The organism is Synechococcus sp. RC10B2 (assembly GCF_047502635.1).
In genome coordinates this window covers 25,672-47,649 of the sequence record NZ_JANSHO010000061.1, presented here as the reverse complement: position 1 = coordinate 47,649, position 21,978 = coordinate 25,672, and the positions used below count along the sequence as shown (strand labels likewise).

Sequence of the window (21,978 nt, the reverse complement as noted above, 5' to 3'; positions counted from 1 at the left end):
ACCCTTTCTGAGTTTTTGACCTTGGTGCTGCTGCTTTTTCCGGGCATTCTGCTGTCTTTGATTTTGATGGCCACTTTTGCCGCCGGCGGATAGGAGCTGCCAAGCTTGCTCAAAGCCAAAAACTTGCCCTCTTCCTGCCAGATGCAGTTTCCCAACTTGGCGCCTTGGGTGGTGCCGGCAAGGTGGGTCTCTTGGTCCAAAGCTGTGGCCTGGGCGGGGGCAGCTCTCCTCTTGCTCAGCAACCTACCTGTCCCTGCCCAGACGCTCCTCAACGGGCAGCCTGTGCGGGTAGTAGAGGGGATCCCTTTGTACCAAAGGATGGTTTGGCTGGAGGATCGACGGATCCTGGTTTCCGTCGTGGCAGTTTCCCTAGCCGCCGGCCAGTTGCGCCCCATTTGGGCCGACCCTGCCAGTCTAGTGGGCCTGGGGGAGCTGCCCGCTTTTAGCCGCGAACGGGGAGCGGTGGCTGCTATCAACGGCGGCTTCTTTAACCGCAATACCCGCCAGCCGCTGGGGGCCATTCGCCTGGAAGGCCGCTGGATCTCCAGCCCCATCTTGGGCCGAGGGGCGATTGCCTGGTTTGACGCCGCCAATTCTCCCCCTGGCTTGGAGCCGGTGCGCTTTGCCCGCCTGCGGATGCAAATAGAGCTGCGCAACGACTTGGGGGATCGGATCCCCTTGGTCGGCATCAACAGCGGCTACATCCTGCCCGGGATCGCCCAGTACACCCCTGATTGGGGATCCACCTACACCACCCAGACGGACGACGAAGTTCTCCTCATTGTGCAAGAAGACCGGCTGCAGCAGATCCTGTCGGCAGGCGTGGCCGGCAAAGTGACGGTGCCGATCCCTCCCAAAGGCTACATACTGGCAGCACGAGGGCTAGAGGGCGCTCTAGAAGCCGGCAAGCTGATCCCAGGAGATCGCCTCCGGCTGGACTGGACGGTGGATCCGCTGGAGCTGGAAGCCTACCCCCACATTCTGGGGGCAGGGCCGCTCTTGCTCTTGGACGGCCAGGTGGTCCTGGATGCCGAATTGGAGGGGTTTCAGCCTCTCTTCCGCCGGCAACAGGCTGCCCGCAGCGCCATCTGTCTGCGGCAGGGGCAACCGGACAACAGGGATCTGCTCCTGGTGGCCGCCGGCAATGCCCAGGAAAACCAAGGGCTCACCCTGTTGGAGATGGCGCAGTTGTTGCGGCAGTTGGGCTGTCGCCACGCTTTGAACCTAGATGGAGGCCGCTCTTCCACACTGGTGCTGGGGGAAGAAGCCGTCAATCTGGAGCCAGAGATCGGACTAGCCGACGGCGAGACTGATCCCAATACAACGAGATCTCGGCGGCGCCTACCCGGGGTTCACAATGGCTTGGGTTTTTTCTCCAACCTAAGTCGCTAGCGGCAAACCAAGACAACTCTTCCGGCAGCAGGATACGGTTCTTTTGATGTACGGCTCGAGCGTCGGATCCCCATCTGCTTTCTGGCTACTTTTTAATCAGCTTGACACTCCCTCTGCCTGAAGGCGCAGTCCACAAACGAACTCGTAGAGGCGTTGTCAAGCCACCCCTAGACAGCCCCTTGAGGCAGAGCCCCAAGGTTCTACTTACTTTTCTGAGACTAAAGGAGGCTTCTCAGAGAAGAAAGAGCCTTGCCCCCCTTGCGCCATAGGATCCCGGCAACATCGGTACCCAAGGATCTGGAGCGCGGAGTGACCGGCTTCAAATGGGATCCAACCCCAGCTTTTTCCGGCAACCCTGACGGGAGCCGCTACGGATCCGTTCCTTGTCTGCAGCGATCCTGCTTGCCTACAGAACCCTCATAAAGTTGGCAAAAACCCAATAGAAATTCCCATTCATTTGATCAGGAAACAGCGACGCAATCTATATAGAAATACTGAAGTTTAATTCAACAGAAAAACTATCAAACAACCAAAATTGGTCTTGCAATAAGTTTTACATTATTTTCCAATTAACCGCCGATCCTGATAGACCTTATCAAAAGACCATCTTTATGACGGCAGTAAACAATCTGCGTTTATCGACCTAAGAAAGTAGACCTTCTGGCTCTGTGGTCGCAACCTTTCTCAAATGAACTACTTTGGAATGCACACAAGTTCTTCGACTTCCAATCAAGCGGATTAGTCTATAGTCTATGCCGAGCAAGGCTCCTGGGACGCCTCAAGTCTCTTTTCTATTGAGTTGAGCAAGCCGCCGTCATTGGCCTTCTCATGTATTGAGAGTTAATCTTATCTAGAAAAAGTGATCTTTTGCTTGCATCTTTTTGGGGCACATTTTCGTGATTAAGCAAGATGGCTAGACGCTTAAGCTTTTACACCTCGGCGGAAGTTTTATTAAGATCTCATCCAAAAGCTTTTCTTCTCGCCCATCGCCTCCGCCTGGCAAAAAGCTAGGATGGGCAAGGATTATACTTTCTAACACCGTATTCGGGGCGATTTGTGTGTCGACGGGAAACAGAACTGACTCGTTGACGAATAGGCACAGGTGGTGTTTCATGGAATCCGTAGTCAATGTTTTCCACCACTTGTAAGCCTTGCGTCCCATCAGTTGCCGTTTGCCTTGGCAGGCGGTAGTTGCTTGTGGCTCTCCTTCGCGTCTCCGCAACGGTGACGGATAGGGCTTTTGTTCCTCGGCAAAGCCGCCCAGACCAAGGGCCTTGTCCCCTAGCCCCCTCACGAGATAAAACCGTGGTTCGCACTGCCTCACCCAATCCTATGCCCTCCCCCAAGGATGCCGTTCCTGTTGCCCGCATCAAACAGCCTGCAGCCCAGGCCAACCCTGCTGCCGGCGACCGCTTTTTCCAGCGGGACGGAGCCTTTTCTGCCCAGCTGATCCCCCAGGGATCCCTGCAGCTCTACACCCATCCCAGCCGGGGCATGTTCACTCCTGTGATGGCTCAGGCACTGCGCTTGGCCGGCCAGGGGACGCGGGTGTTGATCGTGCAATTTCTCAAGGGCGGGATCAACCAGGGGCCGGAAAATCGTCTTTTGCTGGGCAGCTCGCTGGAGTGGGCCCGCTGTCGTCTGCACCGCTGCATCGATACGCCTCACCTGGAGCCGGAGGAGCGGGTGGCTCTGGATGAGCTGTGGCAATTTACTCAGGAGGCGGTCAGGAGTGGCCGTTATGGCTTGGTGGTGCTAGACGAGTTGGGCCTGGCCATCAAGCTGGGCCTGATCCCGGAGGCGCAGGTGCTGGATTTGATCGATCAGCGCCCAGTCTGGATGGACATGGTGATCACCGGGCCGGAGATGCCGGATTCTCTCCTGGAGCGCGCCGATCTGATCACCCAGCTACGTCCACGGCGGGATCCAGTCCTCGTTCCTCCTTCCCCAGAGGGCGGCCCCCCGCCGAGAATGGATCCCTAGCGGGTCAGCAGCTCGTAGCCTTGCCAGCAGCGACTGCGCTCTCTTCTCCAAACTCTCTGGCCTGTCGGGCAGCCTGTTGCAGCCATGTTAAAAAACGACCGCTGGATCTACGAGCAAGCGCAACGGGGGATGATCGAGCCGTTTTGTCCTGAGCTGGTGCGCCGCGTGGAGTGGAACGGCCAGATGCGGCCCGTCTTGAGCTACGGGCTCTCGTCCTACGGCTACGACATTCGCCTGTCACCGGTGGAGTTCAAGATCTTCCGCCACGTGCCCGGCACGGTGGTGGATCCCAAGCGGTTTAACCCCAAAAACCTGGAACCTGTGGAGCTGCACCACGACGAGATGGGGGACTACTTCATCATCCCCGCCCACTCCTACGGCCTGGGCGTCTCCCTAGAACGGCTGCAAGTCCCGGATAACATCACCGTCATCTGCATTGGCAAGTCCTCCTACGCGCGGGTAGGGCTGATCGCCAACCTCACCCCAGCCGAGGCGGGGTGGCGGGGCTATCTCACCTTGGAGTTCTCCAACGCTTCCAGCGCCGACTGCCGCGTGTATGCCAATGAAGGGGTGGTGCAGCTCCTCTTCTTGGAAGGGGATCCCTGCCAGACCACCTACGCCGACCGCCAGGGCAAGTACCAGGATCAACCCCAGCGGGTGGTGGTGGCCAAGGTCTAGGTGGCACACCCTCCCCCCAATCCCTCCCGGACAAAGCCTCTGGCAACCGGCATCCGTCGGCTATGCTGGAGGCGTGCTGCTGTGTTTGTCCATGAGCCATTCTTTCCTACTGGCTGCTTCTGCTGGCCAAGCCGAACCCGGCCAGCTTCTTCCAGGGAGCGTTGGAGAGCTCAACCCGGATCTCCTAACGGCTAGCTACGACTACTCCCTGCCCCCTGAGCGGATCGCGCAAGCCCCTGTGGAGCCACGGGATCAGGCGCGAATGCTGGTGGTGTACCCAGATAGGCACGAGCACCGCCGCTTCTGCGACCTCCCCGACTACCTGCAGGCCGGGGATCTGCTGGTTCTCAACGACACCAAGGTAATCCCAGCCCGGCTATGGGGGGCTAAGGTTTTGCCGGGAAAGGACGCTTCCGGGGCACGGGTGGAGGTTTTGCTGCTGGAGCCCATCCCGGCCAACACCTCCAAGCAGGAGCAAATCTGGCGGGTCTTGGTTAGGCCAGGCAAACGGGTCAAGGTGGGGGATCAAATCCGGTTTTGGGATCGCCAGGGATCCCCGGCTGAACTGGGGGCCACAGTGCTGGCCGTGGACGCGGAGACGGGTGGCCGGGTGGTGCAGTTGACCTGGGAAGGGGCGGATACCTTTGAGCAGATCCTGGGGCGGGTGGGGCGGATCCCGCTCCCTCCCTATCTGAAAGCTGCCCACGCCCTTGATCCGACAAGCGCGGGAGTCCGACCTGAAGACTATCAAACGGTCTGGGCCAGACACCCGGGCTCGGTGGCCGCCCCCACCGCCGGGCTGCATTTTACCCCCCAGCTCTTGGAGCGGCTGGCCCAAAAGGGGATCCAAACTGCCTACATCACCCTCAACATCGGCCTGGGTACCTTCCGCCCGGTAGAGGCAGAGCGAGTAACCGACCACCGCTTGCACAGCGAGTGGCTCAAGGTGCCGGCAGAAACGGTGGACACTATTCGCGAAACCCAAGCCCAGGGAAGGCGGGTGATTGCGGTGGGAACAACGGTGGTGCGGGCCCTAGAGACGGCAGCCCTCTCCGGCACCCTGCAACCCTGGCAGGGAAAAAGCGACCTCTTTATCTACCCCGGCTACTCCTGGCGGGTGGTGCAGGGGCTGATCACCAACTTTCATCTGCCCCGCTCCAGCCTGATGATGCTGGTGGCAGCCTTGATCGGGCGAGAGCGTTTGCTGGATCTCTACCAAGAGGCCATCCGGGAGGGTTATCGGTTCTACTCCTTTGGGGACGGCATGCTGATCCTGCCCTAGGGAGAACCCTGCCCTTTGGCTAAGGGTTTGCCAGGAGGGTCGGCAGGACGGTCTTGGCCAGTGGCAAACCAAGTTTGGAGGCGCTCCCATTCCACTTGGGGGTAACCATCCACCGCCCAGTTGGCCCGCCGCTGCAACATGTGCAGCGGGAAGAAGGTGGCTAGGGCCAAGACCGGGATCCCTTGCGAGCGAGCCGCTTGAATGCCGGCGTAGGTGGCTTCAAAACTCAGGCACTCCTGAGGGGAGAGCCCCATCCGCTCTAGGAGCAGACGGTGCAACTGAGGATCCCCTGCCTCGCCGGTTACGCGGTAGCGAAAGTCATGAGTCAGCCGCGCCAGAGCTGGACAGGGGAAGCGCTCCAAAAAAGCCTCCACCTCAGCAGCGGCGTGGCCGCTCACTAGGCCCACCTTGAGCTGCAGCCGCTCCAGCTTCTCTAGGGCCTCTGCCAAACCGGGGACAAGAAGGGATCCCTTCTGCTCCTGCAGAGCCTGTTGATAGTAAAGGGCCTTGCGGCGCAACAACTCTTCTCGTTGCTTGGGGCTGAGCACCCGTCCCTGGGCTTGCCAAAGCGCCGGCAGGCGCTCCCAATCCGGTCGGCCCAGATAGTGCAGCCGGTAGAGCTCCTTTTGCTCCCGGGATCCCAGATCCCAGGGACGCAGGTTCTCCTCCAGCAGCACTTGGTTGATGGCGTGGAGGTGCAGCCCCTCGTCGTCGGCCACCACACCGCTCCAGCTTAGGATCACCCCTTGCAGCGCCATTGGACAGCCTTACCCCCCACTCCTTGCTCTAGGCAGCACGGGCAGGGGGGGCCATGAAGCTGGGGGGGATGGGTTCGGGGACATGCCTTTGCAGGATCGCGTCGATGGCCTGCATTGCCTCCGCCTCCAGCGACCAGCCCCACACGCCGGCTAGGTCCTCCAACTGCTGGCGCTTGCGCGCTCCCCACAGGATTGCACTTACTCCCGGCTGATCCAAGAGCCAGCGCACCGCCAACTGGGGCAGGGTTTTGCCGTAGCGCTCTCGCGCCAGCCGGCTCAGCTCTTCCGCTGCTTGCAAGTAGTGGGAGTAGCGAGGCTCCGCAAACTTGGGATCGATGCCGCCGCGCAGATCTCCAGGCGGAAACTGGGTTTGCGGCGTCAGCCGTCCCCCCAACAGCCCTCGACAGAGGGGGCTGTAGATCAGCGTGGCAATACCGTTGGCACGACAGTAGGGCAGGACATCCGCCTCGATCTGGCGCTCAAACAGGTTATAGGGCGGCTGGACGGTATGCAGGGGAGCCACCTGACGGAAACGCTCCATCTGCGGAGGAGAAAAGTTGCTCACCCCAATGGCGCGGATCTTGCCCTGCTGCAGCAAGCGGCCGAAAAAGGCAGCCGTCTCCTCCAGGGGCTCCAAGGGATCCGGCCAATGCACCTGGTAGATGTCGATCACGTCGGTTTGCAGGCGGCGAAGGGAGTTTTCCAGATCCTGAGCTAGCCAACTTAGGCTGCAGTTGCGCACCACCTTGCCGTTTATCCACTGCAGGCCGGCCTTGGTGGCGATCGCCACTCGATCCCGGCAGCCGGCATCCCGGATGGCCCGTCCCAAAAGCTCTTCCGAAAGGCCGCGGCCGTAGGCCGGAGCCGTGTCAAAGAGGGTAATCCCTAGGTCAATGGCCTTGCGGAGGGTGGCATAGGCCTCCTGGGGATCCGCCGGCCCCCACCAATCCCCGGTCATGCTCCAGGTGCCCAACCCCACGCGGCTCAGCCGGAGCCCCGTCTTGGCAAGTGTAACAAACTCCATGGCAACTTCTGCAAAGGATCCCGTTTCAGGATGCTAACAGGCGCCAGGGGAGGACAAAGCCGGTTGCGCAGACAACCCACGTGCCTAGCTGCTGGTGGAAAAAGAGTCCGGGCTTTTGCCTCTACTTTCCTAACTAGAGGCTCAGTAGAGTGGGGATTGAAAAATTCACATCGGCATGGCTCTATGAAGTCCATTTTCCGTCTCTGCCTGGGCGGCGTTGTAATCTGGGGATTCCTGCCTTCTGCCCAGGCGCAGGTGGTCACCCCCCTTTTTCCAGAACCTGCCAGAACCCCGATTCCAGTCGAGCCGCTGCCCCCTAGCCAGGATATTCCCACTCTGCCGATTGTGCCAGATCCGCGGCCTGTGCCGCCCACACCCCCCCGGCCAAGGCCGCTGCCGACGGGGACTTTTGAGGAAATCAGCCGCTACTTCCGCGATCTCAACCGGGCCAAGAACTTGGCCCGCCAAGCGGCTGAAATTGCCAACGGGGGCTTGCAGCGCTACCGCGCCGAGGCTTCCATGCACGGGGCGGCCATCGACGCGCCCTTTGAAGAGTTGGAAGATGCCTGGATCTTCACCTTCCGCGGCGGCGAGCCCGGCTTCGTCCAGCCCAGCATCGAAACCCAGGTGCGGGTGGATCGGCGCACCTTCCAGACCACCATCCTCTACAACGGCCCCATCCGCTCTCGGCCCTAAGGAAGCCCTGGGATCCCTGGCATAATCAGAAGAGGGCAAGGGATCGGGGGTATGGCCAAGTTTGTCTTCATCACCGGCGGAGTCGTCTCCAGCATTGGCAAGGGGATCGTGGCAGCCAGCTTGGGGCGTCTGCTCAAGTCCCGCAACTACACCGTGTCGATTTTGAAGCTGGATCCCTACATCAATGTGGATCCCGGCACCATGAGCCCCTACCAGCATGGGGAAGTGTTCGTCACCGACGATGGCGCCGAGACCGACTTGGACTTGGGCCACTACGAGCGCTTCACCGACACCAACATGTCCAAGCTCAACAACGTCACCACCGGCGCCATCTACCAGGCGGTGATCTACAAAGAGCGGCGGGGGGATTACCAAGGCAGCACGGTGCAGGTGATCCCCCATGTTACCCAGGAGATCAAAGAGCGCATCCGGCGGGTGGCCCGCGAGACCAACCCCGACGTGGTGCTGGTGGAGGTGGGGGGCACGGTGGGGGATATCGAGTCTCTGCCCTTTTTGGAGGCCATCCGCCAATTTCGCAAAGATGTGGGCCGGGCCAATGTGGCCTATGTGCATGTTACCCTGGTGCCTCTCATCAAGGCGGCGGGGGAAATGAAAACCAAGCCCACTCAGCACTCAGTCAAGGAGCTGCGCTCGATTGGGATTCAGCCAGATGTGTTGGTGTGCCGCTGCGAGCAGCCCTTGCCCCGCAGCATCAAGGAGAAGATCTCCGAGTTTTGCGACGTGCCGGTGGAATGTGTTATCCAGGCCCAGGATGCCCCCAGCATCTACGATGTGCCCTTGGTGCTGGAGCAGGAAGGGTTGGCGCAGCGGGTTTTGCAGATCCTCAACCTGGAGCCGCAGCAGCCGGATCTGCGCGAGTGGGAGCTCCTGGTGCAGCGGCTGCACCACCCTCAAGAGCAAGTGGAGATCGCCATTGTCGGCAAATACGTGCGCCTTACCGACGCCTACCTCTCGGTAGCGGAAGCCCTGCGCCATGCGGGCCTGGCTCTCAATGCCGGCGTTACTTTGCGCTGGATCTCTTCTGAGGAAGTCGAGGAGCGGGGGCCAGAAGCCCTGCTGGCCGATGTAGACGGCGTGGTGGTGCCGGGTGGGTTTGGCAGCCGCGGCATCGAGGGCAAGGTGGCCACCATTCGCTACGTGCGCGAGCGGGGCATTCCCTTTCTGGGGCTGTGCCTGGGCATGCAGTGTGCGGTGATCGACTGGGGATGCAACATTGCCGGCCTGGAGCGGGCCAACAGCTATGAGTTCGATCCCGACACCCCCCACCCCGTCATCAGCCTGTTGCCAGAGCAAAAAGATGTGGAACATTTGGGGGGAACCCTACGCCTGGGCCTCTACCCCTGCCGCATTCTGCCCGACACCCTGGCGGCCAAGCTCTACGGTGAGACAATTGTTTATGAGCGCCACCGCCATCGCTATGAGTTCAACAACGCCTACCGCAGCCTATTCCTCGAGTCCGGCTACGTGATTAGTGGTGTCTCGCCCGATAACCGCCTGGTGGAAATTATCGAGCTGCCCAGCCACCCCTTTTTCATCGCCACCCAATTCCATCCCGAGTTTCGCTCCCGCCCCAACCGTCCCCATCCCCTCTTTTTGGGGCTGATCGAGGCTGCTTTGCGCAGCCGTTCCCGGCCGCAAGCCCTGCAGTTGCAGAACACAGGCTAGGGCATTGGGGTTAATTCAAGAGTTGTCGTTTCTAGCGCGCTATGCCCCGCCACCGAAAAAAGTCGGATTTGCCCAGCAAAATCTGTCTCACCTGCGGCAGGCCCTTCACCTGGCGCAAGAAGTGGGCCGACTGTTGGTCAGAGGTGAAATACTGTTCTGAGCGGTGTCGCAACCGTCGCCCCAAGGGATCTCTTCCAGCTAACGGTTAGGGCAGATAATGGGATCCCGGACGCAGGGGGGAAGGGTTGTCGATGCGGTTTCTCAAGTGGCTGTTGCACAATCCTCACGAAACCGAAGAGGAGGATCCCTTTTTGCGGGCCATCACCCGCATCGAAAGCCTGATCTCGAAGCTGCTTTCCATCTTGATGATCGGCCTGATTGTGGTGGCCGTGGTGGATTTGGCCCGCTTCCTGGTGGCCGATCTGCTGCGGGAGCCAACCGGGTTTTTCTCCACTACTTTGATCGAGATTTTCGGCCTTTTTTTGAATATCCTGATCGCGCTGGAGATTCTGGAGAACATTACCGCCTACTTGCAAAAGCAGGTGGTGCAGGTGGAGCTGGTGATTGTTACCTCTTTGATCGCGGTGGCGCGCAAGATCATTATTTTTGATTTTGAGAAGCTGGGGGGTCTAGATCTCATTGGGCTGGCAGCGGCAACGCTAGCCCTCTCCGTTAGCTACTGGCTGGTGCGGCGGGCCAAACCCCCATTCCGGTCGGGGGATGAGTAAGGCCGGACGGATCCTGGTAGGATAGGGGCGGAGCTTTCTGGCAAGAAACGTGCGCGTGCCCTCTGGCATCACCCACCTGTTCAAGCTGGCTTTGCTGGCAGTGCTGCTTTGGGTGGGATCCGGCGTTGTTTCGGCTCTGGCCCGCCCGCATTCTTCTTACGATTTGCTCCTGGCACAACAGTTGGGCAAAACCGTGAAAACCTACAACAGTCCTCCCCCCATGGTGATCGACCCGGCCAAGTCCTACACGGCCACGCTGGAGACCACCGCCGGCACGATGGTTTTGGAGCTGTTCCCGCAGGAAGCTCCCCTTGCCGTCAACAATTTTGTCTTTTTGGCCCGGGATCACTTCTACGATGGCGTCATCTTTCACCGTGTCATTCGGGGCTTCATGATTCAGGGCGGGGATCCCACCGGCACGGGGCGAGGCGGGCCGGGGTACCGCTTTCCCGATGAGCCGGTGCAGCGCCCCTACACGCGAGGAACCTTGGCCATGGCCAATGCCGGCCCCAACACCAACGGCAGCCAGTTTTTTATCATGCATGCCGACTATCCCCTGCCGCCCAACTACACCATCTTTGGGCAACTAATCGAGGGGGAGGACGTGTTGGATAAAATTGCTACTGCACCCACCGGCCCGCAGGATCGTCCCCTCAAGCCGGTGGAGATCAAGTCTGTTCGCATCTCGGAATCGAACTAGGTTGGGCCAATCCGGCAAAACAGTTTGGTTAAATTAACTTGGCCTCTGGCCCCATTTTTGCAACTTGCTCTATGGGGGACTCAGGTATGGAGTTCGCTAGGCCCCGGCGAATGTCCCCCCGCATTTTGGCTCTGGATTTTGATGGTGTGCTCTGCGACGGGCGGGCGGAGTATTTTGCCTCTTCCTGTCGGGTCTGCGCCCAGGTGTGGGGCCTTGCTCCTGCCCAGTTGGAGTCGTTGCGCCCTGCCTTCGACCGCCTGCGCCCGCTGATCGAGACCGGCTGGGAGATGCCCCTGCTGCTGTGGGGGCTGCAGCAAGGGATCCCCGAAGACGCTTTGCGCCAAGACTGGCCCGGCTGGCGGCAGCGGTTGTTGCAGGGAGCGGGGATCTCCGAGCAGGCTTTAGCCCAAAGGCTGGATGAGGTGCGGGATCGCTGGATCGAAGAAGATCTGCAGGGCTGGCTGGGGCTGCACCGCTTTTATCCGGGAGTGGCGGCTTGGATGCGCCAGATCCAGGCTGCTGGCGAGCCCCGCCTGGCCATTCTCAGCACCAAGGAGGGGCGGTTTATCCAGCAGCTTTTGCTCCGCGAAGGGATCCAACTGCCGCGCCACCGTATCCTGGGCAAGGAGGTGCGCGCCCCCAAGGCCACCACCCTCCGGCGGCTGCTAGCAGCGACCCAGGTAGCGCCTGAGGAACTCTGGTTTGTCGAGGATCGCCTGCAGACGCTGCGCCAGGTGCAAAGGGTGCCGGACCTGGAGCAGGTGCTCTTGTTTTTGGCTGCCTGGGGCTACAACCTGCCCGAAGAGCGGCAAGAGGCGGCGCGGGATCCCCACCTCCATTTGCTTAGCCTGGAACAGCTCTCCCAGCCTTTTGAGCAGTGGTTGATCCCGCCTCCTCCTGCCTCTGGTCTTGCCATCAGCCCAGCCAGCCCGCAAGACTTGAGTCGGGTTCAAGCTAGCCCTGACCGGAAACGCCCGGAAGCTGGCCTTGCCTCCCTGGTGCTGACCTTGGTGGAGCTGCTGCGGCAGTTGATGGAAGCGCAAGTGGTGCGACAGATGGAGGCCAACCGCCTTTCTGCCGAGCAAATCGAGCGGGCCGGCAGCAGCCTCCAGGCCCTGCGGCAGCAAATTCGGCAACTCTGCGCCCTGCTGGAGATCGACCCGGCAGAGCTCAACCTAGATCTGGGGGATCTGGGCTCTCTCTTGCCCCGCCAGGGGGACTACTACCCCGGCCAACCCCACGGCGAGGGATCCCTGCTGGAACTGTTGGATCGGCTGATCAATACCGGGATCGTCATCGACGGCGAGATCGACCTGGGCTTGGCCGACTTAAGCCTCATCCACGCTCGCCTACGATTGGTGCTCACCTCCAGCGCCAAGCTTTCTTGAAACCAGGAAGTGTCGATGGAGACAATTGGGAGAAGAAATGCCAGAAGCAAGCTAGGGAGGCCGGAAATCGCGGTATGCTGGCTTTGGATCCCGTTAATCTCTCTTCATAGTCTTCCCCTATGGATGTCTTCGCCCCAACCGGAAACCTGCATGCCGGCGCCATTTGGCCGGAGGTGGTGGTTACCCTCACGCTGTTGCTCGTCCTGGTGGTGGATTTGGTGGGTGGGTCGGCGGCGCGCAAAAGTCTTCCGGCCCTCTCCCTCTTTGGTTTGCTTGGGGCCTTGGTGACCTTGGTGTTGCAATGGCAGCAGCCCCAGTTGGAGAGCTTCTTGGGCAGCTTTGCGGCGGATCCGGTGAGCATTCTCTTCCGCGGCCTGGTGGTGGCGACGGCAGCCCTGACGGTGATGATGGCGGAGCGCTACTTCCTCCAGGCAGGCGCGCCCACGGGCGAGTTCTATGTGCTGCTCCTCACGGCCACCTTGGGGGGCATGTTCCTCGCCGGGGCGACGGATCTCATCATGGTGTTCGTCTCCTTGGAAACGCTGGGCATCGCCAGCTACCTGATGGCCGGCTACACCAAGCGGGATCCGCGTTCTTCCGAGGCGGCCCTGAAGTATCTGTTGACGGGGGCCAGCAGCACCGCTATCTTCCTCTACGGCATGTCGCTGCTTTATGGCCTGTCGGGGGGGCAGACCCAGTTGGCGGCTATTGCGCCCTACCTGGCCAATGCCGGGCTGGTGGGGATCCTCGCTTTGGTGTTCTGCCTGGGCGGCATTGGCTTTAAGCTGGCGGCGGTGCCTTTCCACCAGTGGACTCCTGATGTCTATGAGGGATCCCCGACGCCGGTGGTGGCCTTTTTGTCAGTGGGATCCAAAGCAGCAGGCTTTGCCTTGGCGGTGCGCTTTCTGGCCACCGTCTTTCCGGCGATGACAGAAGAGTGGCGGGCGGTGCTCTCGGTGCTGGCCATTTTGACCATGGTGCTGGGGAATGTGGTGGCCATTGCCCAAACCCGCCTCAAACGGCTGCTGGCCTATTCTTCTATTGGGCAGGCGGGCTTTGTCTTGATCGGTTTGGTGGCGGGCACCGAAGCGGGCTATGCCAGCTTGATTTTTTACCTGATGGTCTATTTGGCCATGAACCTAGGGGCTTTTCTGTGTGTCACCCTCTTCAGCCTCAAGACTGGCACCGACGAAATCAACGAGTACAGCGGCCTCTATCAGAAGGATCCCTTTCTCACCCTTTGCCTGAGCATTTGTCTGCTCTCCCTGGGCGGGTTGCCGCCGCTGGCCGGCTTTTTCGGCAAGCTCTATCTCTTCTGGGCCGGCTGGCAGGCAGGAGAATACACGCTGGTGCTGGTGGGCCTGGTGACTAGCGTCATCTCCATCTACTACTACGTGCGGGTGGTGAAAACCATGGTGGTAAAAGAGCCGCAGGAGATGTCGCTTTCGGTGCAAAACTACCCCCCAACCGACTGGCAGGCCGAGGGCATGCCGGCTTTGCGGGTGGGCATGGTGGTGACGCTGGTGGCCACCATCTTCGCTGGCATCCTCTCCAATCCTCTATTTACCCTCTCCACTCAGGCGGTGGAGCAAAGCCCGTTTTTGGGGTTCCCGACAGCCCAGGCTTTTGCTCCAGGGTCGGCCAGCCCTTCTCTGGCCGTTGCAGGATCTGCAGCTTTGCCTAGCCGCGGTTCCTAGACCTTCCTCAAGGGCGCCGCAAGGCACGGCTCCCTTACCCCCAGCCCTTCTCCCTTCGGAAGGGGAAATTTACTGGGACAATTGACCCGATGTTGTTGAGACGGTTTCTGGGCTATCTCAATTCCTGGGATCCCTGACCAGCAGCCGTCCACAACCAAACAGAATCTCAAATACCTTCTAGGCTGACATTGAGAAAGCGGGCAATCTCGGCGGCTTGGTTTTCAATCTCGGCCAGGGGAGGGGGCTGGCCGACGCCGGTGAGGGGGATGTCGCCGCGTCCTTTTATGCGCAAGTAGATGGCGCGGCGAGGGTTGAAGCCCTCTCGCAGCTCCACCCGCAGGCTTTGCACCTCGGCAAAGTCGTATTCTAGGCGCACCTCGCGGTTTTTGCCCGGAAAGCCCTGCCGCACCAGGGTTATCTTCTGGGTGCGGCGGTCGAACTCGTTGTAGCCGCCCCCCAGGTTCCAGTACAGGCTCAGCCATTGATACAGCCCCGCCAGGGATCCGAGCACGCCGTAGAAGAGCATGGCAATGCCCTGGGGAATGAACACCAGGCTGGCGGGATCGGAAAAGGGGAGCAAGTTGCGGTGGAAATAGCTGGAAAGACCCGCCAGGGTAAAGCCCAGCCCACCCCCTGTCAGCGCCACCGCCCAAAAGTAGACGCTGGGCCGCCGCGACCCGATTACGGTGTAGCGCAGCAGGTCTTCCGAGCGAATTTCGGGAACAGTCGCAGACACAGACGGGATCCCTGTCGATTTTCCAAGTTGGCTTCTCCCATTTTATAGGCGGGGAGGAGCTTGCCCTGTGGAGCAGCAAGAGAGTTAGCATTTTTCCGCCGCCAACAACAAGAGCAGCCAGGGGGTTGGTCCTTTTGCAATCCAGCCTCAGGGGGGCGAAGCAGGAGAGGGGGTTAAGCGCTGCGGCCCTCTCCGCTTCCACGCTGGGATCGCCCTCAATTTAGGGCTGAGGCTCGCGCGGCGTCACAATTTCCCCTGCCCCTGGGGTGACGGCTGGAGGTTTAGAGTTGCCAGTGGCGCTGGGAGAGGGGTCGCCCTCAGGGGTGGGAGGAGGGGAAGGGGTCTGGTCTGGCTCGGCAACAGGAGGAGAAGGCTCAGGGTCGGGGGGCTCGGCTGCGGGAGTTGGGGTTGGCAAGGCAGCTTCCTGAGCCGTTCGCTCCCCAAAGGCCGAAAGGGCAATCGCCGCTTCCCCGCGGCTGACCGGCTCAAAGGGGTTAAACGTGCGGATGGGGCCGAAGGTGCGCAACACCGTGGAGGCATTCTCCAGGCTGCGATCCGCCACCAGGGGGGCAACGGCCTCGTCGGGGATCTGGGCCGCATCGGTAAAGCCCCAACGCTCCTCCAGCTCTGCTCGGGATCCCTTGATCTGGCCGGGCGGCAAATCCAGAGGTGCCTTCATGCGGATCAGCTCTGCCCGCGACAGCAGGCTGTTGGGGCGGAACTCGCGGTTGGCATCGCCGACCACCAGGCCGGCAGCTCCCAGGGCCTGGATGTAGCGAAAGTTGGGATCCTCCTCCGGCACATCCAAAAACAAGGGGCGCTCGCCAGCGGATCCCAAACGGATTTGGCGGCTGGGCTGGTCGGCGTGAATGGCGTTGTTGGCCAGCACCAACCAGCGGGCAAATTCGCCGCGACGAACGCTACGCTGCGGCTGAAACTCACTGCCAACAATATCGGCAAAGACACCCAGCCGATCCAGATCAGAGACAGCACGGGCCACCAGGGATCCGGGCTCCAGATCCGTGAAACGGCTGCTGACCTGGCTGGGCGGGGGCGTGAAGGAAGCAGGGGGGGTGGCAGGAGCAGAGGGGGAGCGGGATCCCGGCAGAGGCGTGGGCGTCTCCGGTCGGTCGGCGGAGAGAGGGGGAGGCAGGCCCACCGGTCGCACCGCTCTTTGCAGCCGCTCTCCCCACTCGGTTCCCTGACAGGCCGACAACAGCCCCAGCAGCAAGGCAAAACCAGCGGCCCTGAGCCAGGTGCCGGCTGGAGGCAGCGACCGCCTAGACTGCTTGAGCCGATTGAGCTGATGCTGCAATGCTTTCTCCCCCTCTACTGAGCCCATTTGCGGCTGAACTCCTCCAGCACATCCAACAAGTTCAGCAGGCTTTGCATCGGCAACAGATCCGCCAGGGGCAATTCTTTGCGCCCACCCCCCACTTTTACCGGGATCCGTTGCAAGATCTCCGTGACCGCGTCCTCATCCACCTTGCCTGCCCTCACCTGGGGGGCCAGTTGTTCTGCCAAGAGGGTGTGCAGATGGGCATCCCGCAGGTAGAGGTGCCAGCGGGCTACATCGATGTAAACTTCCTCGCCAATGGCAGCGGCCAACTGCTCGATCTCTGGGTTGCTGGGCACTTGGGCCATCGCTCAGCTCCGTCAGTGGTTGCCCTCTGCCGATCATAACTTGGGCCCACCTCAGGGAGAGCTGGCGGCAGAGCGGGCCGGTAGAGGCAGGGCGAAGTTCTCTTGCAACTGCCGCAGCAGCAACAGGTGTTCCAGCGCCAGGCGATCCCGTTCTGTGCGCAACTGGCTCAGTTGGGCCTGAATTTGACGGATATCGGCCTCGTCAGAGTCCCAGGTTTGCAACAGGCGGTAGAGGCGCTCTTGTTGGTTGGCAATCTGCCGGTTCAGGCGGGCCAAGCGGCGGCTGAACTCCCTATCCATTTCCTCGGCCAGCTCGAGGTCGGGCAGCAGAGCCAGGCGATCCCAATGGATGCCCAGGTCGGCCAAGGTGGGGAGGGGCGGATCCAACTCCTTAAGGAGGGGGAAATCGGGAAAAGGCGATAGCTCTATCTCGGGAGAGGCCGGTTGGTTTTGGGCGGGGGTGGAAGCCTGAGAGCCGGCCAGCGGTTGGGTGAGACGGGATCTGGGTGAGGGCAGGTTGGTGGGCTCCAGGGCATGGGGATAAGGACGTGAGTCCTGCGGCGCTGCGAAATGGCTGCCACTGGGGTCAGCCTGGGCCGACAAGGATCCCAGACTAACTAGCCAAAGGCAAACTGCCAAACCGCAAGCTCCGCGAACTGCTTTTTCCACCCTCCACTCCTCAATCTTTCTCAAGCCTGCTCAGAATCATTCCCAGCTCACCTCGTCGCCGAGGTTCGGCGTTGTCTCAAACAAAATTGAGTAGGCATCTTGTTTTTGCCCCGGCTCGAACAGATAGCGCTGGGCAACCCGGGCAGAGGCAGGCACGATGGCCACCCGCACCGGCGGCTCCTCTAGCGACACCAACGGCTGGGGATGCGACCAACGCCAGCCCGCCCAGCCGGCTCCCGCCAAGGCCACCCCAGCCGCTGCCACCCGTCCCCAAGGGGTGCCCCTGCACCGCCGCCAGCTCAGATCGAGCGCCGGCCTGCGGTCCAGCTCCTCGAACACGCGGCTGATCAGCAGCTCTGTTTGGCCAGGATCCAAAGTTGGGGCCTTGAGGTTGGCCAAGCCGGCCTGCAAGGCTGCCAGTTGGCTGTACAGTTGCCGCGCTTGGGGATCGCTGGCCAGCCAGTCTTCCACCTGCCGCGCCTCTTGGGGCGACAATTCCCCATCCAGGTAGGCGCTCAACTGTTCAAAGCGCTCCTCCACCAGCGGCAGTTCTGGCTGGGAGTCCTCGCGGTCGGGGTTAAGGTTGCCGCGAACCATGGTCATTCACCATCGAGGTAGGGTTTTAGGGTGGATTGTAAGCGGGCGCGGGCGCGGGCAATGCGAGACTTAACGGTGCCCAAAGACACTCCTGTGATCTCGGCAATTTCCTCGTAGGCCATCCCCTGAATTTCCCGCAGCAGGATTGTCTGGCGAAAAACCTGAGGCAGGTCGCGGACGGCTTGGTGCAATTGCTCGTAAAACTCGCAGGTGGTGAGGTGCTCATGGGGGCTAGGGCTCTCGCTGGGCAGCTCCCATTCCACCTCACTGTCCCGCATCGAAATCGGGGCATCCAAAGAAAGGGGCTGCTGCTGCCGTTTGCGCTTGCGCAGCTCGTCATAGAACAGGTTGGTGGCAATCCGCCCCAACCAACTGCGAAACTTCGCCGGCTCCTGCAGCCGCTTTAGGTGGCGGTAGGCCCGGATCCAGACTTCCTGGGCCAGGTCGTGCCGGTCAGGCCAGTCGGGGGCCAGGTGGTAGAGCACCTTGTCCACATAGGCCTGGTGACGGCGTATCAGCTCAGCGAAGGCCTCGCGGTGGGGCCGGGATCCCTGCTGGCAGAGCAGCACCAGATCCACGTCAGCGAGCTTTTCGGGCCGCACAGGCACGTCCTTCACCCAGACCGACCAGCGCTGGCCACTGATGTCGCTGAGGGCAGCATCCATAGGTACCCATAGATTATCGAAGGACAACGACGGAGGGATCCCCTCCCAAGCAGAACCTCTGTTAGCTAGACGATAATGGCGCAGTTTGAGTTCCTCCCGCTCGGCCCCCACTCCCCAAACTCAAGGCAGCTGCAAAGGTTCCAGAGGCCGCAGCGGCTACAAGCTCTCGGATTTTGGGGCAGGGGACCCGACCTAGGGCGAACACTCTGCAGGATAGCCCTTGAGCCGGCGACTGGGCTACAGTGGGCTTGCGCTAGGGTCAACCGGCATGAATTCTGATGTCTCTGCTGCCCTCCTCTCCGAGCTCAAGGCGGTGCCGACGCTGGCCCAACTCTCAGCAGCCTCTCTGCAATGGTTGGGATCCCAGGTGAAGCTGCGGGATATTGCGGCAGGACAGGCGCTCTTGATGCAGGATGCCTGGGGCAACGTCGTTTATTTGATCCTCTCTGGCTGGGCCAAGGTGCGGCGGTCTGTGGGGATTCGCACAGCAGAAGGGACACAAGACAGCGCCCAAACCCTGGCTTTGCTCGGGCCGGGCGCTTGGGTGGGGGAAATGGCGGTGCTGGACGAAGCCCCCCGCTCGCGGGATGTGCTGGCCCTGACCCCGCTGCGGGCGGCCGGGATCCCGGCGGCCACCTTCAAGGCGCTGATGCTGCAGGAGCCGCACCTGTGTTATCGCCTGGCTTGCAGCCTCTCCCGCCGCCTGCGCCTGGCCAATTTGCAGGCCGATCTGGATCGACAAAGCCCCCCGCTGCGGGTGGTGCATGCGCTGGTACAACTGGCAGAGGCCTTTGGCGAGAAAACCGAGCAGGGCGTGCGCATTGTTTACCCTCCCCTCCAGGATTTGGCCGATATCAGCCAGGTCAGCCGGGAGGTAGCGGCGGCGGTGCTGGGCCGCCTGCAACAGCAAGGGGTGATTCAGGTGTTGCCGGAGCACCAGTCTCTGCTGCTGGTGCAGTACGCCAAACTGGTAGAGGCCACCCGCCTGCTCTAGGTGCATCCGTCCTGTTTTGGAGACTGCCCATGCGCCCCCGGCCCATCCCGCCCCGGCCCGGACAAGAATCCGTCTGGGACTACCCGCGCCCGCCCCGCCTGGAGCCAACCGCCGAGCGGGTGGAAGTTTTCTTTAATGGCGAGCTCATCGCCCACAGCTGCCGCTGCTACCGCATCCTGGAAACCAGCCACCCGCCCACCTACTACATCCCCCCCGCCGATGTGCGGCTGGAGTATCTCCGCCCCAGCGCCCGCACCTCCTTCTGCGAGTTCAAAGGATCTGCCCGCTACTGGACGGTGCAAGTTGGATCCCAGGTGGCCGTGGATGCCGCCTGGAGCTATCCGGATCCCAGCCCGGAGTTTTGGCCCATCCGCGACCACCTCGCTTTTTATGCGGGCCGCGTGCAGGAGTGCCGGGTGGATGGAGAACGAGTCCGGCCCCAGCCGGGAGATTTCTACGGCGGCTGGATTACCTCCAAGGTCGTAGGCCCCTTCAAGGGGGAGCCGGGGAGCTGGGACTGGTAGGCTCTAGGCAAGAGGGGATCCCTTTTGCCGAGGAAAAGGACTACAGTTAAGTCGATAGGGGTCAGGTGTCCAAAGACGCCTTGACGCGAGCAGGAAAGCGGACAAAAGCCATGACGGTGCGGGTGCCCCTCGACTACTACCGGGTTTTGATGCTGTCACCACGGGCGGACGAGCATCAGATCGAGCAGGCCTACCGAGAGCGGCTCGATCCCAAGCCGGGCGAGCGCTCTTGGCTGCTGGGGTTTTCGCCGCAGGCCGTGGAAGCTCGCGCTCAGCTTATTCAAGAGGCAGCCTCGGTGTTGCTTAACCCAGAGGCGCGACAAAACTACGACGAACACCTGACACCGGCGGATCCCACCCTGACGGTGGAAGAGCCCCTCTTGCCAGGAGTGCTGTGTTTGTATTGCGAAGTCGGAGAGTACCAAGCGGCCTTAGATTTGGCTCAACAGATGCTGGAGCAGGGCCACCCTGCCCGTTCTGACGCCATTTTGGCGCGGGCCATCGCCCGGTTGGAGCTGGGCCGGGAAGCCTGGCAACAGGGATCCTACGAAGAGGCGGCGCGCTCTCTGCAGGCGGGCCTGGCGGAGCTGGAGGAGTATCAGGCTTTTCCGCAGCTGCAAGCAGAGCTCCGCTTTGATCTGGGCAAGCTGCGTCCCTACCGCATTTTGCAGCTCCTCAGCCTTGAGACTAGCGCCCCCGCCCAAATCGGCAAAGAGGCGCTTGCCGATCCTGTCCTGGCGCGGCAGCAAGGGCTTGCCCTCCTGAAAGCCATGCTGGACGAGCGGGGTGGCATTGAAGGAAGTGGGCAGGATGGCTCTGGCCTCAGCACAGAAGATTTCTTGCGCTTCATCCAGCGGGTGCGCCGTCACCTTACTCTCCAAGAACAGCAGGAGCTGTTTGAGCGAGAGGCCGAGCGTCCCTCGCTGGTGGCCGCCTACTTGGCCGTGCAGGTGTTGCTGGCAGCAGGCTATCTGGAAAAACGTCCGGCCTTGGTGCGGCGTGCCCGCGGCTACTTGGCCCGCCTGGCCCAGCGGCAGGATGTCCATCTGGAGCAGGCCATCTGCAGCCTGTTGCTGGGGCAGACCGAGGAGGCGCTTGACCATCTGCGCTCCAGCCAAGAAACAGAGGCCCTGCAGTTTATCGAAGAACACTCCGCCGGCTCCCCTGACCATCTGCCGGGTCTGTGCCGCTTCACAGAAAGGTGGTTTCAAGAGGAGGTGTTCCCAGAGTTTCGCGGCCTGGAAACTGCCCAAGCAACCTTGCAAGCTTACTTCGACAACCCCCAGGTTCAGGCTTACCTGGACGAGATGCCCAGTCGCGAGAGCTCGCCGGCGGGGACGCTATCTCCCCCATCTTTCCACCCCGCACCCCATTTGCCTGCTATGGTGGGTGGCCCACGCCTAACTGAGCAAACACAAGAATCGCCTCGCCCGCCCGCCCCCTTTCCGCGGGGAGGGACAGCGCCTCCTCCAGAGCCCCCGCGTATGTCCGATTTGCCCGCCTACCGGCGCGGCGAGGGGCCGGCCAAGCCCCCCTTCGAGGAAGGGATCCCACACGCCCACGAGTGGGGATCGCAGGAGGTGGAGCGTTACCGCCGCAGCCGCCTGGGATCCCGCCGTGGTCGGGGTGAGCGCCCTGCCATTCCCCTCGGCATCGGCTTGGCCGGAGTGGTCGGCGTGGGCATCCTCTCCCTGCTGGTGATCTGGCAGATGCTGAGGAGCCTGTTCACGCCGCCAGCGCCGCCGCTGGAGCAGCCCCAGGTGCAACTGGAGCAGCCGCCGGTTGCCATCGACGCTCCGGGCCAGCCAGAACCCACGCCTGAGCCTGAATTGACCGGCCCTCTGGCCGAGTGGCGGGGTGTGCGACAGGTGCGGGTGATTGCCAATGAGGGCATTAACATTCGCCAGCAGCCCAGCCTGACTGGGGCTATCGTCGGGGCCGCCCCGCGCCAAGCTTTGCTGCGGGTGGTAGAGGTGCAGGCTGGCGAAGGACAGGTGCCTGTCTGGTTGCGCGTTGAGCGAGAGGGGGCCCCAGGGGGATGGGTCGCTGCCCAATCCGGCTCAACCCGTCTGGTGGAGCGACTCTAAGCCTTTCCTGCTGCCAGCTTCCGTTCTCCTTTTGGGGGATAACCTGTCTC

22 protein-coding genes are annotated in these 21,978 nt (G+C 61.6%); 14 read left to right on the top strand and 8 right to left on the bottom strand.

Going from position 1 to position 21,978, the window contains the following annotated elements; all coding sequences use genetic code 11:
* Positions 1 to 105 precede the first annotated feature (105 nt).
* From NW855_RS08845 to queA, 4 genes are all read left to right on the top strand, one after another.
* On the top strand, positions 106 to 1,392 hold the full coding sequence (locus NW855_RS08845; protein WP_414508665.1) for a phosphodiester glycosidase family protein: 1,287 nt from the start codon (positions 106 to 108) through the stop codon (positions 1,390 to 1,392).
* A gap of 1,332 nt (positions 1,393 to 2,724) precedes the next feature.
* Entirely contained in the window at positions 2,725 to 3,375 is a 651-nt protein-coding gene (locus NW855_RS08840) for a cob(I)yrinic acid a,c-diamide adenosyltransferase (RefSeq protein WP_099812110.1), read from the top strand.
* An 84-nt stretch (positions 3,376 to 3,459) separates the two neighbouring features.
* Positions 3,460 to 4,053, top strand: coding sequence for a dCTP deaminase (gene dcd, locus NW855_RS08835; protein WP_011430319.1), 594 nt, complete (start codon positions 3,460 to 3,462; stop codon positions 4,051 to 4,053).
* A gap of 91 nt (positions 4,054 to 4,144) precedes the next feature.
* A complete protein-coding gene (queA, locus tag NW855_RS08830; RefSeq protein ID WP_414402652.1) occupies positions 4,145 to 5,335 on the top strand; it encodes a tRNA preQ1(34) S-adenosylmethionine ribosyltransferase-isomerase QueA in 1,191 nt (396 codons plus the stop codon).
* On the opposite strand, the gene NW855_RS08825 is transcribed toward queA, so the two are convergent.
* Both NW855_RS08825 and NW855_RS08820 read right to left on the bottom strand, forming a co-directional pair.
* On the bottom strand, positions 5,332 to 6,093 hold the full coding sequence (locus NW855_RS08825; RefSeq protein WP_414508664.1) for an HAD family hydrolase: 762 nt from the start codon (positions 6,091 to 6,093) through the stop codon (positions 5,332 to 5,334). The two genes, queA and NW855_RS08825, sit on opposite strands and share 4 nt — an antisense overlap.
* Positions 6,094 to 6,121: 28 nt before the next feature.
* On the bottom strand, positions 6,122 to 7,117 hold the full coding sequence (locus NW855_RS08820) for an aldo/keto reductase (RefSeq protein ID WP_099834886.1): 996 nt from the start codon (positions 7,115 to 7,117) through the stop codon (positions 6,122 to 6,124).
* Positions 7,118 to 7,300: 183 nt separating this feature from the next.
* On the opposite strand from NW855_RS08820, the gene NW855_RS08815 reads away from it, so the two are divergent.
* From NW855_RS08815 to NW855_RS08785, 7 genes are all read left to right on the top strand, one after another.
* Complete coding sequence (locus tag NW855_RS08815; protein ID WP_414508663.1) at positions 7,301 to 7,813, top strand: hypothetical protein; 513 nt, start codon at positions 7,301 to 7,303, stop codon at positions 7,811 to 7,813.
* Between the two features lie 51 nt (positions 7,814 to 7,864).
* Positions 7,865 to 9,499 carry a CTP synthase gene (locus NW855_RS08810; RefSeq protein ID WP_414388609.1) on the top strand — a complete coding sequence of 545 codons (1,635 nt, stop codon included), beginning with the start codon at positions 7,865 to 7,867 and terminating at the stop codon, positions 9,497 to 9,499.
* 41 nt (positions 9,500 to 9,540) lie between these two features.
* The gene (locus tag NW855_RS08805; protein ID WP_071813515.1) at positions 9,541 to 9,708 is read left to right on the top strand and encodes a DUF2256 domain-containing protein; all 168 of its coding nucleotides are present in this window, start codon (positions 9,541 to 9,543) and stop codon (positions 9,706 to 9,708) included.
* Positions 9,709 to 9,750: 42 nt separating this feature from the next.
* Positions 9,751 to 10,227, top strand: a complete 477-nt coding sequence (locus tag NW855_RS08800; RefSeq protein WP_011430326.1) for a phosphate-starvation-inducible PsiE family protein — start codon at positions 9,751 to 9,753, stop codon at positions 10,225 to 10,227.
* A 220-nt stretch (positions 10,228 to 10,447) separates the two neighbouring features.
* Positions 10,448 to 10,927, top strand: coding sequence for a peptidylprolyl isomerase (locus tag NW855_RS08795; RefSeq protein WP_011430327.1), 480 nt, complete (start codon positions 10,448 to 10,450; stop codon positions 10,925 to 10,927).
* Between the two features lie 110 nt (positions 10,928 to 11,037).
* Positions 11,038 to 12,315 carry a gas vesicle protein GvpJ gene (gene gvpJ / locus NW855_RS08790; RefSeq protein WP_414508662.1) on the top strand — a complete coding sequence of 426 codons (1,278 nt, stop codon included), beginning with the start codon at positions 11,038 to 11,040 and terminating at the stop codon, positions 12,313 to 12,315.
* 119 nt (positions 12,316 to 12,434) lie between these two features.
* On the top strand, positions 12,435 to 14,012 hold the full coding sequence (locus tag NW855_RS08785) for an NAD(P)H-quinone oxidoreductase subunit N (RefSeq protein WP_414508661.1): 1,578 nt from the start codon (positions 12,435 to 12,437) through the stop codon (positions 14,010 to 14,012).
* 166 nt (positions 14,013 to 14,178) lie between these two features.
* On the opposite strand, the gene NW855_RS08780 is transcribed toward NW855_RS08785, so the two are convergent.
* The 6 genes from NW855_RS08780 to NW855_RS08755 form a co-directional block, all read right to left on the bottom strand.
* Positions 14,179 to 14,748 carry a photosystem I assembly protein Ycf4 gene (locus tag NW855_RS08780; protein WP_099812104.1) on the bottom strand — a complete coding sequence of 190 codons (570 nt, stop codon included), beginning with the start codon at positions 14,746 to 14,748 and terminating at the stop codon, positions 14,179 to 14,181.
* Positions 14,749 to 14,968: 220 nt separating this feature from the next.
* On the bottom strand, positions 14,969 to 16,090 hold the full coding sequence (locus tag NW855_RS08775) for an S-layer homology domain-containing protein (RefSeq protein ID WP_099883948.1): 1,122 nt from the start codon (positions 16,088 to 16,090) through the stop codon (positions 14,969 to 14,971).
* The gene (locus NW855_RS08770) at positions 16,078 to 16,392 is read right to left on the bottom strand and encodes a DUF3181 family protein (protein ID WP_011430332.1); all 315 of its coding nucleotides are present in this window, start codon (positions 16,390 to 16,392) and stop codon (positions 16,078 to 16,080) included. The genes NW855_RS08775 and NW855_RS08770 overlap by 13 nt, the downstream gene beginning before the upstream one ends.
* 51 nt (positions 16,393 to 16,443) lie before the next feature.
* Positions 16,444 to 17,031, bottom strand: coding sequence for a hypothetical protein (locus NW855_RS08765; protein ID WP_228375200.1), 588 nt, complete (start codon positions 17,029 to 17,031; stop codon positions 16,444 to 16,446).
* Positions 17,032 to 17,097: 66 nt separating this feature from the next.
* Positions 17,098 to 17,664, bottom strand: coding sequence for an anti-sigma factor family protein (locus NW855_RS08760; protein WP_071813516.1), 567 nt, complete (start codon positions 17,662 to 17,664; stop codon positions 17,098 to 17,100).
* Positions 17,661 to 18,323 (bottom strand): sigma-70 family RNA polymerase sigma factor, encoded by a 663-nt coding sequence (locus tag NW855_RS08755; RefSeq protein ID WP_011430335.1) that lies wholly within the window; start codon positions 18,321 to 18,323, stop codon positions 17,661 to 17,663. The genes NW855_RS08760 and NW855_RS08755 overlap by 4 nt, the downstream gene beginning before the upstream one ends.
* 268 nt (positions 18,324 to 18,591) lie before the next feature.
* Here NW855_RS08755 and NW855_RS08750 point away from each other — a divergent pair, with 268 nt between their 5' ends.
* From NW855_RS08750 to NW855_RS08740, 3 genes are all read left to right on the top strand, one after another.
* Positions 18,592 to 19,317, top strand: a complete 726-nt coding sequence (locus NW855_RS08750; protein WP_099812102.1) for a Crp/Fnr family transcriptional regulator — start codon at positions 18,592 to 18,594, stop codon at positions 19,315 to 19,317.
* Between the two features lie 29 nt (positions 19,318 to 19,346).
* Positions 19,347 to 19,841 carry a DUF427 domain-containing protein gene (locus NW855_RS08745; RefSeq protein WP_011430337.1) on the top strand — a complete coding sequence of 165 codons (495 nt, stop codon included), beginning with the start codon at positions 19,347 to 19,349 and terminating at the stop codon, positions 19,839 to 19,841.
* 65 nt (positions 19,842 to 19,906) lie between these two features.
* Entirely contained in the window at positions 19,907 to 21,928 is a 2,022-nt protein-coding gene (locus NW855_RS08740) for an SH3 domain-containing protein (RefSeq protein WP_414508660.1), read from the top strand.
* The last annotated feature ends 50 nt before the right edge of the window (positions 21,929 to 21,978 follow it).